This is a genomic window from Halalkaliarchaeum sp. AArc-GB (genome assembly GCF_031432225.1).
In the GTDB taxonomy this organism is placed as follows: Archaea; Halobacteriota; Halobacteria; order Halobacteriales; family Haloferacaceae; genus Halalkaliarchaeum.
The window spans coordinates 97,537-112,446 of the sequence record NZ_JAVKGM010000003.1; the positions used below are offsets into that span (position 1 = coordinate 97,537).

Consider the following 14,910-nt stretch of genomic DNA (forward strand, 5'->3'; position numbering starts at 1 on the left):
CCGGAGTCTCGAAGCGCTAGCCCCGGCGCAAAATTTACCGTGACGGATTCCCTGTCGAACTGTATGTCACAGCTTGACAAACACAGTGCGTCGACGCCCATCGGGGATTCACGTCCTCGAGGGCACCGGAACGATGGCGTCTGAATTCGACGACCCGTACGTCCCGGTCATTTCCGTCGAGGAAGCGACCGAGGAGAGTCCACAGACCCTCCGCGTCGACGGCCGAACGATCGGCCTGTTTCACCACGACGGAGAGTTTTACGCGACCGACAACCGCTGTCCCCACATGGGCTTTCCGCTCACGGACGGGTCAGTCGACGACGGGATACTGACGTGTCCGTGGCACCACGCCCGGTTCGAGATCTCCTGTGGGGACACGTTCGATCCGTTCGCGGACGACGTCGGGACCTATCCAGTCGAGGTTCGTGACGGCGACGTCTACGTCGATCCGCACCCGCCACGTGAGGAACCGCCCGAGGAGCGCTGGCGGAACCGGCTCGAACACGGCCTGCAGGAGAACCTCGGATTGATCGTTGCCAAATCCGTGATCGGCCTCGACGACGCCGGCGTTGCCTCCTCGGTCCCGGTCCGGATCGGAGTCCAGTTCGGCACCCGGTACCGGGAGGACGGCTGGGGACGCGGGCTCACCACGCTCGGCGTGATGGCGAACCTCCTCGGGGATCTCCGTCCGGAGGATCGACGCCGGGCACTCTACGTCGGACTCTCGGAGGTCGCCGACGACTGTGCGGGCGAACCGCCGTTTTTCGTGCAGGAACGGCTCTCCACTGACGACGTCACACCCGAGCGACTCAAGCGTTGGTTTCAAAGCAACATTGAGGTTCGCGACTCCGACGGCGCCGAGCGGGTACTCCGGGCCGCGATCGCTGCCGACCTCGAGGAGCCAGCGATCGCCGAACTGCTCGTCGCGGCGGCCACGGACCACCTGTATCTCGACAACGGCCACCGCCTGGATTTCATCAACAAGGCGTTCGAGACGCTCGATCACGTCGGGTGGGAGCACGCCGACGAGGTGCTCCCGAGTCTGGCCCCCGGACTCGCCGCCGCAGATCGGGCCGAGGAGAACTCGTCGTGGCGACAGCCGATCGACGTCGCCCAGTTGTGTTTCGACGCAGCAGCTGAACTCCCGCACGCGGTCGAACAGGGATCGAATCGAACGTGGGAAAAACCGGACGAATTCGTCGACGTCGTAATGGGAGAGGATCCACGAGAAATCATCGACCAACTGATGGGAGCCATCGCAAACGGGGCGACCGCCGAGGAGCTCGCGAACGTGGTGACCCACGCCGCCGGCAGACGAATCGCCCAGTTCGGAACGAGCAACGAGTTTCGGGACTGGAACACCGTCCATCACACCTACACGTACGCGAACGCGGTGTTTTGTCTGAGCCGGCGAACCGACGCCAGCGAGGCGTACCGAGGGGTCTTCGATGCGGCGGTGAACGTCTATCTCGACAGGTTTCTCAATACGCCGCCGACGCCGCTGCCCGATCCGGACGGGGACCGAGATCCAGACGAGGTCAGCGAGGAGCTCCTGGAGTGTTTCGAAGTCGAGAGCGACGAAGAAGTGGACCGAGCCGGCCAACTCACGGCCGAGTTCCTCGCAGCCGACGGCGACGTCGACCGTCTGAAACGAGCTCTCGGCGAAGTACTTCTGCGAGAGGATGTCGGCTTCCACCCGCGACAGAACCTCGAGGCGGCGTTCACCCAGTACGACGCCGCCGTGGACGAACGGAACGGCCGGGTACACCTAATCGCGACTGCCCGATATCTCTCCGCGCACACGCCGACCCGACGGGCCGGCGAACAGACGTATCGAATCGCCGACCGGCTCAACCGCGGCGAGAAGATCCACGAGGCGTGAGCCGTTGTCCTCACCCGGATCCGTCGATTCGCGTACCGGGCGACTCCCCTCGGAGGAACCGCGAGAGATCGTCGGGACCGAACACGTACGCCGGCGCAGAAAGCGCCAGCAGCTCGCGGACTTTGCCGGCCATCCCGCCGCTCACGTCGGTCGACTCGCTCGCTCCGAGAGTGTCGGCGACCTCCTCGAAGGCAGTTATCTCCCGGATCACCTCCCCGTCGCTGTCGAGCACGCCGGGAACGGTCGAACAGACGCCAACTCGAGCGGCGTCGAGCTCCTCGGCCAGCCGACAGACGAGTTCGTCGCCCGAAAGCACGGTGATCCCCTCCCCGCGGTGGACGACGCCGTCGCCGTGCAACACCGGAACGAACCCCTCGGCAAGCATGGCGTCGACCTGTTCGAGCGGACACGAAAGCGCGCCGTCCGACTCGCGTGCGGCGACCGAAAGGGGATGCACAGGAAGCGCCGGCACGTCGCGGTCGTGGAGTCGAGAGAGCACGAACCGGTTGAGCGTCGTCATCGCGCCGTGGATCGACAGTGCCGCCGCCGCGTCGTGGGTTCCGCGTTCGGTCGTGACCCCGTGCCGGCTCGCGTGGTGATGGCCGAAGCTCCCACCACCGTGGACGATTGCGAGCCGCCCGACATCGCCGTCCTCCCTGGCCGCGGCGATCGCGTCGGCTGCCGCCGAGAGTGCCGGGCCGTCCAGCGTTTCAGCCCGATCCTTCTCGGTGATCACGCTGCCGCCGAGCTTCACCACGAGGAGATCCTGTTCCGTGCGGTCCATCCGCGATTACGCCTCCTCGACCCGCACGCCTTCCGTCGCCAGTTCCGCCCGAAACGCACGCTGACAGCCCGGCGTGAACTCCAGGGCGGTTCTGGACTCCGACGACTCGTCGAGCGCGACGATGCAGCCGCCGCCGCCGGCGCCAGTGAGCTTCGCGCCGTGGGCTCCCGCCTCGCGGGCCGCCCACACCATCTCGTCGAGCGAGCGGGCTGACACCCCCAGCGCCGACAGCAGACCGTGATTGAAGTCCATCAGTTCGCCGAGTTCCGCGAGCCACTCCGGCGACGGATCGGTCTCGGGGATCGCCTCCGAAAGCAGCGCTTCCCCGTCCCGAACCACGTCGCCGATCGTGGCCAGGGTATCGGCGGCGAAGTCGTACCGGTCGCGAAGCTCCCTGACACCGGAAACCAGTTCCCCGGTCTCGCCGGCACCGCCGTCGAACCCGATCACGAACGGGAGGTTCGGTGCCTCGATCGTCCGGCAGTCGTCGCCTTCGACTCTGACGGCACCGCCCATCGTCGAACAGAACGTGTCCGCGCGGGACGCCTGGCCGTCCTGCACTTCGAACTCCGCGCGATACGCCCGGTTGGCGAGTTCCCCCTTCTCGAGCGGTTCGCCCAGCGCCCGGGTTGCGGCGTCGATCCCGGCGACCACGACCGCCGCCGAGGAGCCGAGCCCGCCGCCGAGCGGGATCTCGGATCGGACGGTGATGTCGAAGCCGGCCGCCGGCTCCTCGGCGGCAGCCCTGGCCTGTCGGACCGCCGCGTCGATGTATCCCATGGCCGCCTCCACCAGCGGCCGCGGGACGTCGACGTCGGGATCGTCGCCGGTTCTCCCTTCGTATTCGACGGTGAACCCGTTCAACGACAGGTCGTCGGCCCGCACGCGGACGTGATCGTCCTCGCGGGGCTGGACCTCGACGGTCGCCCGGCGCTCGATCGCGCACGGAACCGCGGGTTCGCCGTAGACGACCGCGTGTTCCCCGAAGAGGTAGACCTTCCCCGGTGCGCTGCAGACTGTCATGTGGGATTACTGGACGGCGACTGTTACAGGTGTTGCGCTCCGCGATTCAGCCTTCGTACACGGCGACGGTTCCGTCGCTGTCCACCCTGACCAAAAACTCGGCGTAGGGGAACTCTAGCGTGAGCGTCCGGTTCGAACCGGCGCCGTTCGCTCGATCGCCGAAAAAGAGGTTCTGGAGCGCGACCGTGTCCACGCTCTCGTAAAGCGGCGGCGAGGTGACCTCCGTCGGATCGACGCCGCGGGCCTCCGCGATCGCGTAGACGATTTCGGCCGTCAGGTCGGTTTCGTCGTCGCTGTCGAAGCGACGGACCGCTGCTGCTTCTCCAATTACAGTGACGTCCGAAGCCCCGTACGTTTCGGACGTCGATCGTCTCGTGTTGTGTTTCATCGGTGTCGTCCCCTTAGATACTGCCCGTGAATCGAGCCCAGCCCGTCGATTCGGGAGGGTCGCCCGGTCGATCCACTCGGCGTTCGGACACGTAACTTCAGTTTCCCGAGCAGTACGTGACCTCTTCTTCGAAGATAACTGTACGGTATTTAAGTATTTTCTGAATTAGCGTTACACGACACTCGAATCCACGTTACACCGGTCACGCCCTCATAATAGTAATAAAATAACACGTTCCCGCTCTCGTCCCCCGCCACACTATTATTGGTTAATTGACTTTTTCGGAGGGTCGGCCGTGGACAATCGGCTACAACACTCGACCCGCAAAGCAAACCCCGAACAGCTACTGAATTCTCTCGTGAGTGATCGCGTGATCCGTCCGCTCGTGGTGGGTCTCCTGTAGTTCAGCCGCGATCTCGGGCGTCCTCACCAGTTCTTCCATCGTGCAGTCGCGGCAAACGACGTGGTACAGCTCCCCAGTCGGTACCCGTCCCTCACCACGTTCGCCGAATAACGTGCTCATACTCGTGCCAGGTTCGTGCAGTGTTTTGCTATGACGTTCCTAACCGACGGATCCCGAACGTCCCTGACTCGCGGGGCGTCCGAGCCTCGTGATGTCGCCGGTCCTCGGTGAATTATCGGTTGCGTAATCAGCTCCGAGCGAGAATAGCCGCGGCGTAATCGTCCCGGACTTCGTTATGAGGTATCTAGCCAAGTGCCAGTCAACCGAGTGTTGTATAGCCACGCAATTGAGGGACGGAGTAGCGCCCGGCGACACAGCAGAAATATCGCAGGGACCACCGACACACGTGGGACCCAAGGCAGGTACGGTGCCACCGTGAGAGCGCTTCCGGCGGGGCGTCGACAGGGTCTAACTGGAATGACTGAACCACAAAACGGGACCGAAATTTCGACGGAACCGAACGTCGAGGGGCGTCTCTACTCCTCGCTCGTCGCGCTCCCGGTGTGGGCGAGACTGATCCGGCACTGCACTCGAACGTTGCCGGGCTTTTATCCCGGTGCTCCGAAACGGAACGTGATCGTGTTTCTGGCGTATCTGCTCGCGGGACTCGTCGTCTTCTCGCTGTTTTGGACCACGGTGGTTGGATAGTCCGTTGTTCGGCCGCGGAAACTCGGCTGCGCTACTCCCGACTGAAACCCGGGCCCATATAGTTAGAACGATAACAATACTTTTAATCATGATGAATGTGAACGTCCAGGGGAAGTGGTTGGGGGGAGGGAACACCGGATAGATTCGTATATCCGACCGCGCAAAATGAAACACTACAGTAATGATGGGAAAACAGCAGGGAGAGCGGGGGAAAACACGCACTGTATCGCTACCGCAGGGTGAGAGTCGAGGTGAACACGACGTCGAGACGGAGAATTCGGGGAGAGAGATCCCCATAGACCAAGTCTACAGTATCCTTCGCAATCGTCGGCGGCGACTCGTGCTGTCGCAGCTCGAACGTGCAGACGGGAGCCTGAAGATCGGCGATCTCGCCGAGCAGATCGCAGCCATCGAAAACGACAAGCCCATCTCGGCGGTGCGCTCGAAGGAGCGAAAGCGCGTCTACATCAGCCTGTACCAGTCCCATCTACCCAAGCTGGACGAGACCGGGGTCGTCGACTACGACGCCGATCGCGGCGTCGTCGAACGCGGCCCTTACTTTCGAACTGTCCTAGAAACGCTCGACAGTCCGAAACCGGATCGACATCCCTGGCCGGTGTATTACCTCGGCGCGATCGTTGCACTCGGGCTGCTGTTCGGGCTCGGTTCGTCCGTCGTGGGCGTCGGCGCAGACGTCGGGTTCTGGATCGCTCTCGTGTTGCTCGCGTCTATCGGCGTTGCCGACCTGCTGACTGCGAGGAACCGATAGGGGGCTGGTTCGCCCGGCTACCCGGCCGCGCTACCCGGCCACGGTCAGGCCGGGTGAACGACCGACGAGCAGTCGGGACACTCGGCGAACAGGCGCACCCAGCCTTCCGAGGTCGTGTACTCGATGAGGAGTGACCGGGACGGAATGTTCTCCTCGCAGTTCGGACACGTCCCCAGCCACGTCGACTGGTCGTCCATACCGGAAATCTCGCACGATCCTTACATGGTAATGGGGCTCCTAACAAATCGATACACTACCAGTGGCTCCACTCTCGGCGGCTATTCGGGATTGAGATGACGATTGCGCCGATAGCTTTTATACGATGCGCCCGTTGGTAGAAACGCGGCGGAGTAGTCGGGAAACTGACGGACCGCCGGTCGCATCGAGGGGAACTGGGGACTGTACGCGACCCGCGCGTCGATCGATGCGGCTCACGGCTTGCTGTATTTTCGACGAACGAGCGGTGCGCGGTGAAAAACGTCTAGATGTCGGCCTCGAAGTCGTCGAGCGCGTAGACGGTGTCGGTGCCGCGGCGGTCGAGCGTCTCGTTGGCGAGCAGCCAGTAGACAACCGACAGCGCACGCCGACCCTTGTTGTTCGTCGGGATGACGAGGTCGACGTTCGACAGCTGGTTGTTCGAGTCACACATCGCGATCACCGGAATGCCGACGGTGATCGCTTCCTTTACGGCTTGGGCGTCGCCGATCGGGTCCGTGACGACGACGACGTCCGGTTCGATGTAGCCGTCGTACTTCGGGTTGGTGAGCGTGCCGGGGATGAACCGGCCCGTCCGGGCGCGGGCGCCGATGGCGTCGGCGAACTTCTCGGCCGGGAACCGACCGTACTGCCGCGAAGACGTGACCAGGACCTGTTCGGGGGCGTAGTTCGCGAGGAAGTCCGCAGCGACCCGAATGCGCTCGTCCGTCCGGGAGACGTCGAGTACGTACAGCCCGTCGTCGCGGACGCGATGGATGAACCGCCCCATGTCCTTCGTCTTCTGTTGAGTCCCGATGTGAACCCCCGCCGAGAGGTACTCTTCGACGGGAATGAGCAGGTCCGCCTCGTCGTCGGGCATTACGTCCTCGTCGAACGGGGTGCCCGCCTCCTCGGGTTCCTCGGGATCCTCGGCGCCAGCCGAGTCGTCGGTCGTCTCTTCGGCGTCCGTCGCCGGCGAGTCGGCGGGTTCCGCCGCCTCGTCGGCTCGGTCGGCCGGCTGTTCCTCCGTCGTGTCGGTCTCGGTCGGCGACTCGTCGTCGGCCTCGACCTCGACCGCGTCTTCGTTGTCCGTCATGTCTGGGTGTAGATCATACTGCGTCGTCCGCAATGCGGATCAGTTCGTTGAGTTTGGCGGTTCGCTCGCCGCCGACCGTTCCGGTCTTGATGAACGCGGCGTCGGTCGCGACGGCGAGGTGCGCGATCGTCGTGTCCTCGGTTTCACCGGAGCGGTGAGAGACGACCGCGTCGTAGCCGTTCCGGTGGGCCAGTTCCACGGCGTCGAACGCGTCGGTGAGCGTTCCGATCTGATTCGGCTTGATCAGGATGCTGTTGCCCGCGCCGACGTCGATGCCGGTTTTCAGCCGGTCGGTGTTGGTGACGAATAGGTCGTCCCCACAGATCAGGCAGTCGCCTGCCTGGCTCGGCCGAGTCCCCGCGACGCCGACCCGTTCGGTCAGTTCCGCGTACCCCTCGAAGTCGTTCTCGTCGAGGGGGTCCTCGACGTACGCGAGGTCGTACTCTTCGATCATCTCGGCGACGTACGCGATCTGTTCGTCTCGCGTCTTCGCCTCGTCGCCGTAGACGTACACCTCCTCGTCGGCGTCGTACAGTTCGGCGGCGGCGACGTCGAGCCCGAACCGGATCTCGAACCCGACCTCGTCTTCGACCGTCCCGACTGCGGCGTCCATTACCTCGAACGCCTCCGCGTCCGAAATCGCCGGAGCCCAGGCGCCCTCGTCGCCCTTGGCCGCCGAAACGTCTCGGTCGGCGAGTTCCTCTGCGACCGCGGCGTGCACTGCAGCGTTGGCGAAGACGGCCTCCGCCACGCTCGGGGCGCCGACGGGCGCCGCGAGGAACTCCTGGATGTGGGTGGCGTCGCGTGCGTGCTCGCCCCCGCCGATGACGTTCCCCAACGGGATTGGGAAGTTGTCTCCCCTGAAGGCACCACCGAGATGCTGGTACAGCGGAGCGCCGAGGACGTCGGCGGCCGCCTTCGCCGTCGCCATCGAGATCGCGACGGCGCTGTTTGCACCGATCTCGGAGAAGTCGTCGGTGCCATCGGCGGCGCGAAGCACGGCGTCGATGTCCCGCTGGTCGCCGGCGAACTGCCCCTCGAGCCGGGGAACTGCGTGTTCGCGTGCTGCAGCAATCGCTTCAGTCGGGGGTCGTTCGACCGCCTCGTACTCGCCGGTCGATGCGCCCGAGGGCGCCGCCGCCCGGCCGAAGCCGCCGGATTCGGTGAGCACGTCGGCCTCGACGGTCGGGTTTCCCCGCGAGTCGAGCACGCGACGAAGCGAGACCGACGTGATGCGCGTCATTTCCCCTCCCGACGGACCGTGAACGGCAGGACGCCCGCGTCGTACTCCTCTGCGGCGATGAGGATCGGTTCCGACTGGTCGGTGTCGACAAGCACCGGCGCGCCGTAGGATACCTGTAGCGCCCGTGCTCCGAGGATCCGTGCCTTCTCGTACCGGTTGTAGCGTTGCCGTGTCATCCGTGGCGTGTGGGTTCGGGTTCGATCATTGGTACGGTGCGACGACGTCGACGAGGTCCGTGTGCGAGACGAGCATGCGGCGACAGCAGTGTCGCGTTATGCCCAGGTCGTCGAGCACCGCTGCGGGGTCCTCGCCGTCCTCCTCCGTTCGCGTCTTGAACTCCTCCCAGTGTTCCCCCACGACGTTGCCGCAGGTGAAACACCGGACTGGGATCATCATGCTGTGATCACCTCAGCGGTAGGACTTCTGGTATCGTGCACGAGCGCCGGGGCCACCCCACTTCTTGGGTTCGGGCTGCCGGACGTCGTTGACGAGCAGCGAACGGTCGAACTCCATGTACGCCTCCCGGAGTTCGGCGTCGTTGAGATGTTCCACCAGCCCGCGGGCGATGGCCGTCCGCGCGGCGTCGGCCTGCCCCGAGAAGCCGCCCCCGGAGACAGTGACGTCGATGTCGACCTGCGATCGGAGATCCTCCCCGGCAATGCGGAACGGCTCGAGCATCTTCAGGCGGGACGACTCCGGCTCCCACAGTTCGACGGGCTGGGAGTTGATTCGTACGCGGCCTTCGCCCTCTCGCACGGTGGCGCGGGCGATGGCCGTCTTCTTCTTACCGGACGTGTTTGTTACCATGTGACAGTAGCACCCAGTTCCTCGGAGATCTCTCCGAGCGTAGTGAACTTGATGTTCGACAGGCGGTCCAGCGACGTCCCGTCCAGGACGATCGCTTCCCGGTCCGGATCGTCCTCGTACGGGTTGCCGACGTACACGCGGACGTTTTCGAACGCCTCGCGGCCGCGCGGCTTCTTGTGCGGGAGCATCCCGCGAATGGAGCGTTTGAAGATCCGGTCCGGGCGCTTCGGGTAGTATGGCCCGCGGTCGGAGCCGAGATCCGCTCGCTTGCGGTACGTCTCCATGGTCGACTCCTCGTTTCCGGTGATGACTGCCCGCTCGGCGTTCACCACGGCAACGCGCTCGCCGTCGAGCGCAGCCTGGGCCACCTCGCTGGCGACCCGGCCCATGATGCAGTCGCGTGCGTCGACGACGAGGTCGGCGTCGAACTCTGCGAGACTCATCGAATCACCCTGACGTTCGTCCCTTCCGGGTTCTGTTCTGCGATCTGTTCGAGGCTCACCGCTTCGCCGGCCTGTTCGATCTTCTTGCGGGCGGTCCCCGAGAAGTCGACGGCGGCGACGGTGACGTTCTTTTCGAGCACACCGCTGCCCAGCACTTTGCCGGGTACGACGACGGTCTCGTCCTCCTGGGCGTACCGCTCGATGCGGCCCAGGTTGACCTCCGCGTGGGTGCGCCGTGGCTTTTCGAGCCGGGTCGCGACGTCCTGCCAGACGTTGGCACCGGAGTCGCGCGACACCGACTTCAGCTCGGCAATGAGGTTCTGTAATCGTGGATTCGTCTTGCTACTCATAGCAGTTCCCTCCGTGTGAGGGTGCGTGTTCGAAAGTGAGCGTCCCCCGGACCCGACCTCGCGAACGAGGCGGATGCTGTTTCGATCGGGGAGACGGAGAATTCGGAGTGCAGGGAGCAGGATTCGAACCTGCGGACCCCTATGGGACAGCGCCCTGAACGCTGCGCCGTTGACCTGACTTGGCTATCCCTGCGTGCACTCCGACGTACCAGGTGCCCATTCAAACCACTTTCGGTCCGGGCTGCCGTCGGCGTCGGACGCGTCCGGACTGGACGCGTCGCTTCCGGGCTTCGGGCGAACGCCGGATCGTCGGTGGTCGGGCACATGCTCGGTTATACTGCGACTTTCTCGCGTAATTCGTCCGCGCGGTCGCCGATCGTGGCGGCCGCGCGACGGACCAGTTCTTCGACCGTGAACGAGCCGTCCGTTTCCACGTGGAAGACGAACGCGCCCGTAACGTCGGTTACTTCGAGCTCCTTTCCGGGATACCGGTTCGTGAGATCGTGATCGAACTCGGCAGTCGGGACCAGCTCCCCGTCGGGAGTCTCGATGACGCCCCGGAGGATCTGCGGCTCGTCCTCGTGGAACTCCCCGGCGTCGCCGAGAACCTCCACGCGCTGGAGGTGACGATAGCCGACGGAAACGCCGCCCTGGTGTTTGGCGTGTTCCTTGCCCACGTCCAGGACCGCGTCAGCCTCCAGTTCGAGCCGGTGTCCCTCCTTGAGCTCGATGATCGGCACGTTCTCGTCGGCCGGCTCGACCATCGGCTCCGAGGAGACCAGATCGCCGGAGTAGGCCGTCGCCGGCCCCTCGACGTCGAGCGCCAGGGTGACTTCCTCGCCGATCTCGAACTCGTCGAGCGGCGTCGTCAGTGGCACCAGCCCCAGCCGAAGGCCGATCATCTCGTCGAACATCACCGAGGAGTTCTCCACGAACCGTACCGTGTCGATGGAGAAGGTCGGCACGTCGGCGATCATCGCGCGCCGGAGCCCGTTCGCGAACGCCGGGGAGATACCCCGAACGAGAAAGCGGGCGCTCCGGCCGTCGCGCTCGATGAACTCGACGTCGAACTCGTCGCTCATACGCCCTTGTTCTTCGGAGCTTTCGTTCCGTCGTGCGGGATCGGCGTCACGTCCTCGATCCGGCCGATCTCGAGGCCGGCGCGAGCCAGCGCTCGGATCGTCGCCTGTGCGCCGGGACCCGGCGACTTGTTGCCGTTTCCGCCCGGACCGCGAACGCGTACGTGAACGCCCTCGATCCCTTTCGCCTGTGCTTCCTCCGCGACGACCTCCGCCATCTGCATCGCGGCGTACGGCGAGGCCTCGTCGCGGTTCTGCTTCACCACGGTACCGCCCGAGGACTTGGCGATCGTCTCGGCGCCGGTCTGGTCGGTGATCGTGATGAGCGTGTTGTTGAACGACGCGAACACGTGGGCGATTCCCCACTTGTCGGTATCGTTTGCTGACATGGGTTACTCCTGTCCCTCCGCCCGCTCGGGGTGCAGTTCGTCCGCGAGCGGACTCGTTTCGTCGAAGTCGATGAAGTCCTCCTCGCCGACGGCCACCTTTTTCGACGGGCGGGTTACCCGCGCACCGTCGACGATAACGTGGCCATGGACGATGAACTGTCGTGCCTGTTTCGTGGTGCTTGCGAGCCCCTGGCGGTAGGCGACCGTCTGCAGCCGCCGTTCGAGGACGTCGGTGACGTCCAGTTCCAGGACTGCGCTGATGTCGTCGTTCTCCGAGAGGATCCCGTACCGCCGCAGCCGGGCGACGAACTCCTCGCCGTACTCGCCGGCGATTTCGACGTCACCCTGCGCCTCGCCGAGCAGCCGGCGGGCCTCGCGTCGGTAGTCGCGCAGTTCCGATTGAGCGCGCCACAGCTCCTCTTTGTTCTTGAGGCCGTACTGGCCGATCAGACCCGACTCCTCGGCGATCCGTTCGCCCTGGTAGGGGTGGTTCGGCGTTTCGTACCGTTTGGTGTTGCTCCCGGTCGTCATAGCCCTTCATCCTCCTCTTCAGCCGCTTCGGCCGCTTCCTCTGCGGCCTCTTCGCGGATCTCCTCGACGTTGACGCCGATCGTTCCTTCGGTCCGCCCGGTGGACTTCGTTCGCTGTCCGCGAACCTTCTGTCCGCGCTTGTGCCGGACACCTTTGTAGGAGTCGATCATCTTCATCCGGTTGATGTCGTACCGACGTCGCTGGTTGAGCTCGGACCCGGTCTCGTGGGTCGTCTCTCCAGTGTAGAAGTCGTTGCGACGGTTGGCCATCCACTCGGGGGCGTGCTCCGAGAGGTTCTCGACCACGTCGACGACCTCTTCGATCACCTCGTCGTCCAGCGCGCCGAACGTGGCAGTCCGGTCGATTCCGACCGTGTCAGCCACGAAACGCGCCGTACGCGTGCCGATTCCGTTCAGTTCTGTCAGGCTTCGCTCCACGGACTTCGTCCCGTCGAGGTCGGTCTGTCCGACCCGGACGAAGTAACGGAGGTCCTCGTCCTCCTCCGGAGAGCCGTCCTGTGGTTCGTCTGCACTCATATCTGGTTGCGTTGCAGCGTTGCGGCGGGGATTCGAACCCCGGAGGCTTGCGCCACTGAGTTAGCAACCCAGCGCCTTGGGCCAGGCTTGGCTACCGCAACTCGCTTTTTGGTATCGTCGCCGACGGACCCACGGCCCGCGACTCGGGACGTTCGCCCCTACAGTTCACGTGTACCCGATACAACTGGGCGACTCTATTTAAACGTCACGAACCGGCGGCAGGAACCGGTGTAGTGGATCCGGACGCGTCCCGGAAAATCAGTCACTCGGCGTCGATTGTGGCGCGCCGATGTACTTCTCGTTGATCTCGTACTCGCCGCTCCCGTTCGTTTTCAGATACTCGCCGTAGTACGGGACCCGGGTTTCGACCGTCCGTTCGTACGCCTCCCGGATCTCCTCGCGGGTCATCTCGCCCATCGGCCGCAAGTCGTCGTTGCGATTGAGACACCCCTTGAGGTAGCCCTCGTGGGTAACCCGGACGCGGCCGCAGTTGGCACAGAACTTCTCGTTTCCGACGGGGTCGACGATCTCGATCATCCCGCCGTTCACGAAGTAACGCTTCCGGTCGTGCATCTCGCGGCGTTCGACCCGGTCGGCGATGTCTGAAAGCCAGTCGTGGACCCGCTGGATGTCGATACTCCACTCCGGGCGACCCGTGAGCTCCGGCATGTACTCGATGAGCTGGAGCTGGAGCCCGTCGTTCTCGGCGACGTGATAGACCATGTCCTCGACGTAGCCGGCGGTGTGCTCGAAGACGACCATGTTGAGCTTTACCGGGTCCAGTCCGGCATCCAATGCGGCATCCACGCCCTCGAGGACGCGGTCGTACGCGCCCGACTGCGTAATCTCCGCGAACGCCTCCGGGTCGAGCGCGTCCTGGGAAACGTTGACCCGTTCGAGGCCGGCGTCCCGGAGCGCCTCCGCGCGTCCGGGAAGGAACGTCCCGTTGGTGGTCAGTGACGTCTCCATCGAGTCGGGGGTCCGGCGGACGATTTCCTCGAGGTCCTCCCGAAGCATCGGCTCCCCACCGGTGAACTTCGCCTTCCGGACGCCGTACTCCTCGACGACCTCCAGAAACCTGATCACGTCGTCGGCAGTCATCTCGTCGTCGCTCGGCTCCATCGGCCCCCGCGTGTCGCCGAGTCCTTCGTTGTGACAGTAGATACAGTCGAAGTTACAGCGGTCCGTAAGAGAGATCCGAACCCCGGTCACCTCCCGGCCGAAGTCGTCCGAGAGCGGACCCGTCGTCTCCCGACCGACGTCGTCGGCGAGTGGCTCCGTCATCATCTGGAGGTTAGTCCACGATGACTTAAGCTGACGGGTGTATCCCGGAATATTGTAAATATTATTAGTTACATCGACGACCAACGAGTGGCTCAAATGGTGACACGAAGACCGTCTCGGGCGAGTCGGACCTCGCCATCGAATCCGGCAGCTCGAACGCTCTCCCGGAGGGATTCTCCCTTTCCTTCGGTGTGAGGATAACGGTGAGTGAGATACAGCCGATCGATGTCAGTTCCCGCGAGCGCCTCCCCGAGTTGCGTCGGCGTCGGATGGTTGGAAACGTCCAGCCCGTCCGGGAACGAACAGTCGTGGGCGAGCACGCGCGAGCCGTCCGCGAAGTTAGCGAGACCGGGGAACGCCTCCGAGTCTCCCGAGAACGTGAAATCACCACCTGTCGAGTTCACCTCTCGGTCACCCCGGTCACGACTGCCGGCGAACCGATAGGCGAAACAAGTCATCGAGTGGCGGGTTTCGAACGCCTCGACATCGAACCCGGCGATCTCGAACGTCGAACCGGCGTGGACCTCACGCAGGCGAAGATCCACTCTGTCGCGCAGGTAGTCGTACACCTCGAGAAGCCCGTCGACGAGCGCTTTCGTCCCCGGCGGGCCGGCGATCTCGAGATGGGCCTCGCCAGCGAGCCACCGTGCCTTCAAAAGGGGCAACAGGTCGGCGACGTGGTCGAGGTGGTGATGCGTCAGAAGGACCGACGACACCGACTCGTACCCGCCGTCGACGCGGGAGAGCCGGTGGAGAACGCCTGCGCCACAGTCGACGAGCAGCGTCCGGTCGTCCCGTTCCAGCAACAGCCCAGTCTGTACTCGCTCGGAGACCGGCATCGCGCTACCGGTGCCGAGGAACGTGACGTCCATACCGGCGAGTCGCGTCCCGGGGCAAAAACTTCCGTGGGACGTCCGCCCACGACATATTCAAGATAGTGCATAATTCATTCATGAGTGGAGATGAGTACGTCACAACCACGGGGGTTTTTACCGATCGG

Annotated in this window: 21 protein-coding genes and 2 tRNA genes; 3 read left to right on the forward strand and 20 right to left on the reverse strand. The window is 64.4% G+C overall.

Annotated features, from left to right (window positions below; all coding sequences use genetic code 11):
* Window positions 1–133 precede the first annotated feature (133 nt).
* A complete protein-coding gene (locus RH858_RS05240; RefSeq protein ID WP_259535837.1) occupies window positions 134–1,882 on the forward strand; it encodes a Rieske 2Fe-2S domain-containing protein in 1,749 nt (582 codons plus the stop codon).
* A 10-nt stretch (window positions 1,883–1,892) separates the two neighbouring features.
* Here RH858_RS05240 and RH858_RS05245 read toward each other — a convergent pair whose 3' ends face one another.
* From RH858_RS05245 to RH858_RS05260, 4 genes are all read right to left on the reverse strand, one after another.
* The gene (locus RH858_RS05245) at window positions 1,893–2,666 is read right to left on the reverse strand and encodes an isopentenyl phosphate kinase (RefSeq protein ID WP_259535835.1); all 774 of its coding nucleotides are present in this window, start codon (window positions 2,664–2,666) and stop codon (window positions 1,893–1,895) included.
* Between the two features lie 6 nt (window positions 2,667–2,672).
* Window positions 2,673–3,689 carry a mevalonate kinase gene (gene mvk / locus RH858_RS05250; RefSeq protein WP_310561288.1) on the reverse strand — a complete coding sequence of 339 codons (1,017 nt, stop codon included), beginning with the start codon at window positions 3,687–3,689 and terminating at the stop codon, window positions 2,673–2,675.
* A gap of 46 nt (window positions 3,690–3,735) precedes the next feature.
* On the reverse strand, window positions 3,736–4,077 hold the full coding sequence (locus RH858_RS05255; RefSeq protein ID WP_310561289.1) for a HalOD1 output domain-containing protein: 342 nt from the start codon (window positions 4,075–4,077) through the stop codon (window positions 3,736–3,738).
* Window positions 4,078–4,420: 343 nt separating this feature from the next.
* Window positions 4,421–4,600, reverse strand: coding sequence for a hypothetical protein (locus RH858_RS05260; protein ID WP_259535829.1), 180 nt, complete (start codon window positions 4,598–4,600; stop codon window positions 4,421–4,423).
* A 357-nt stretch (window positions 4,601–4,957) separates the two neighbouring features.
* On the opposite strand from RH858_RS05260, the gene RH858_RS05265 reads away from it, so the two are divergent.
* Both RH858_RS05265 and RH858_RS05270 read left to right on the forward strand, forming a co-directional pair.
* Window positions 4,958–5,188, forward strand: coding sequence for a hypothetical protein (locus RH858_RS05265; protein WP_310561290.1), 231 nt, complete (start codon window positions 4,958–4,960; stop codon window positions 5,186–5,188).
* Window positions 5,189–5,369: 181 nt separating this feature from the next.
* Window positions 5,370–5,957 (forward strand): hypothetical protein, encoded by a 588-nt coding sequence (locus RH858_RS05270; protein ID WP_310561291.1) that lies wholly within the window; start codon window positions 5,370–5,372, stop codon window positions 5,955–5,957.
* A gap of 44 nt (window positions 5,958–6,001) precedes the next feature.
* Here RH858_RS05270 and RH858_RS05275 read toward each other — a convergent pair whose 3' ends face one another.
* The 16 genes from RH858_RS05275 to RH858_RS05350 form a co-directional block, all read right to left on the reverse strand.
* Complete coding sequence (locus RH858_RS05275; RefSeq protein ID WP_259535824.1) at window positions 6,002–6,154, reverse strand: hypothetical protein; 153 nt, start codon at window positions 6,152–6,154, stop codon at window positions 6,002–6,004.
* Window positions 6,155–6,438: 284 nt separating this feature from the next.
* A complete protein-coding gene (rpsB, locus tag RH858_RS05280; RefSeq protein ID WP_259535822.1) occupies window positions 6,439–7,248 on the reverse strand; it encodes a 30S ribosomal protein S2 in 810 nt (269 codons plus the stop codon).
* Window positions 7,249–7,261: 13 nt separating this feature from the next.
* Entirely contained in the window at window positions 7,262–8,491 is a 1,230-nt protein-coding gene (eno, locus tag RH858_RS05285; protein ID WP_259535820.1) for a phosphopyruvate hydratase, read from the reverse strand.
* Window positions 8,488–8,667, reverse strand: a complete 180-nt coding sequence (locus tag RH858_RS05290) for a DNA-directed RNA polymerase subunit K (RefSeq protein ID WP_310561292.1) — start codon at window positions 8,665–8,667, stop codon at window positions 8,488–8,490. Before RH858_RS05290 ends, eno begins: the two co-directional genes overlap by 4 nt.
* A 25-nt stretch (window positions 8,668–8,692) precedes the next feature.
* Complete coding sequence (locus RH858_RS05295) at window positions 8,693–8,887, reverse strand: DNA-directed RNA polymerase subunit N (RefSeq protein WP_259535816.1); 195 nt, start codon at window positions 8,885–8,887, stop codon at window positions 8,693–8,695.
* Between the two features lie 12 nt (window positions 8,888–8,899).
* Complete coding sequence (locus tag RH858_RS05300; RefSeq protein WP_259535814.1) at window positions 8,900–9,298, reverse strand: 30S ribosomal protein S9; 399 nt, start codon at window positions 9,296–9,298, stop codon at window positions 8,900–8,902.
* Window positions 9,292–9,741, reverse strand: a complete 450-nt coding sequence (locus RH858_RS05305) for a 50S ribosomal protein L13 (RefSeq protein WP_259535812.1) — start codon at window positions 9,739–9,741, stop codon at window positions 9,292–9,294. Before RH858_RS05305 ends, RH858_RS05300 begins: the two co-directional genes overlap by 7 nt.
* Window positions 9,738–10,091 (reverse strand): 50S ribosomal protein L18e, encoded by a 354-nt coding sequence (locus tag RH858_RS05310; protein WP_259535810.1) that lies wholly within the window; start codon window positions 10,089–10,091, stop codon window positions 9,738–9,740. Before RH858_RS05310 ends, RH858_RS05305 begins: the two co-directional genes overlap by 4 nt.
* A gap of 108 nt (window positions 10,092–10,199) precedes the next feature.
* A tRNA-Leu gene (locus RH858_RS05315) sits at window positions 10,200–10,284 on the reverse strand.
* A 139-nt stretch (window positions 10,285–10,423) separates the two neighbouring features.
* A complete protein-coding gene (locus RH858_RS05320) occupies window positions 10,424–11,173 on the reverse strand; it encodes a DNA-directed RNA polymerase subunit D (RefSeq protein ID WP_310561293.1) in 750 nt (249 codons plus the stop codon).
* Complete coding sequence (locus RH858_RS05325; protein ID WP_259535806.1) at window positions 11,170–11,559, reverse strand: 30S ribosomal protein S11; 390 nt, start codon at window positions 11,557–11,559, stop codon at window positions 11,170–11,172. Before RH858_RS05325 ends, RH858_RS05320 begins: the two co-directional genes overlap by 4 nt.
* Window positions 11,560–11,562: 3 nt before the next feature.
* A complete protein-coding gene (locus tag RH858_RS05330; protein WP_259535804.1) occupies window positions 11,563–12,090 on the reverse strand; it encodes a 30S ribosomal protein S4 in 528 nt (175 codons plus the stop codon).
* Entirely contained in the window at window positions 12,087–12,626 is a 540-nt protein-coding gene (locus tag RH858_RS05335; RefSeq protein WP_259535802.1) for a 30S ribosomal protein S13, read from the reverse strand. The genes RH858_RS05330 and RH858_RS05335 overlap by 4 nt, the downstream gene beginning before the upstream one ends.
* 17 nt (window positions 12,627–12,643) lie before the next feature.
* Window positions 12,644–12,727: transfer RNA gene (locus RH858_RS05340), tRNA-Ser, on the reverse strand.
* A 157-nt stretch (window positions 12,728–12,884) separates the two neighbouring features.
* A complete protein-coding gene (gene moaA / locus RH858_RS05345; protein ID WP_259535800.1) occupies window positions 12,885–13,910 on the reverse strand; it encodes a GTP 3',8-cyclase MoaA in 1,026 nt (341 codons plus the stop codon).
* Between the two features lie 92 nt (window positions 13,911–14,002).
* A complete protein-coding gene (locus tag RH858_RS05350) occupies window positions 14,003–14,782 on the reverse strand; it encodes an MBL fold metallo-hydrolase (protein ID WP_259535798.1) in 780 nt (259 codons plus the stop codon).
* Window positions 14,783–14,910: the final 128 nt, after the last annotated feature.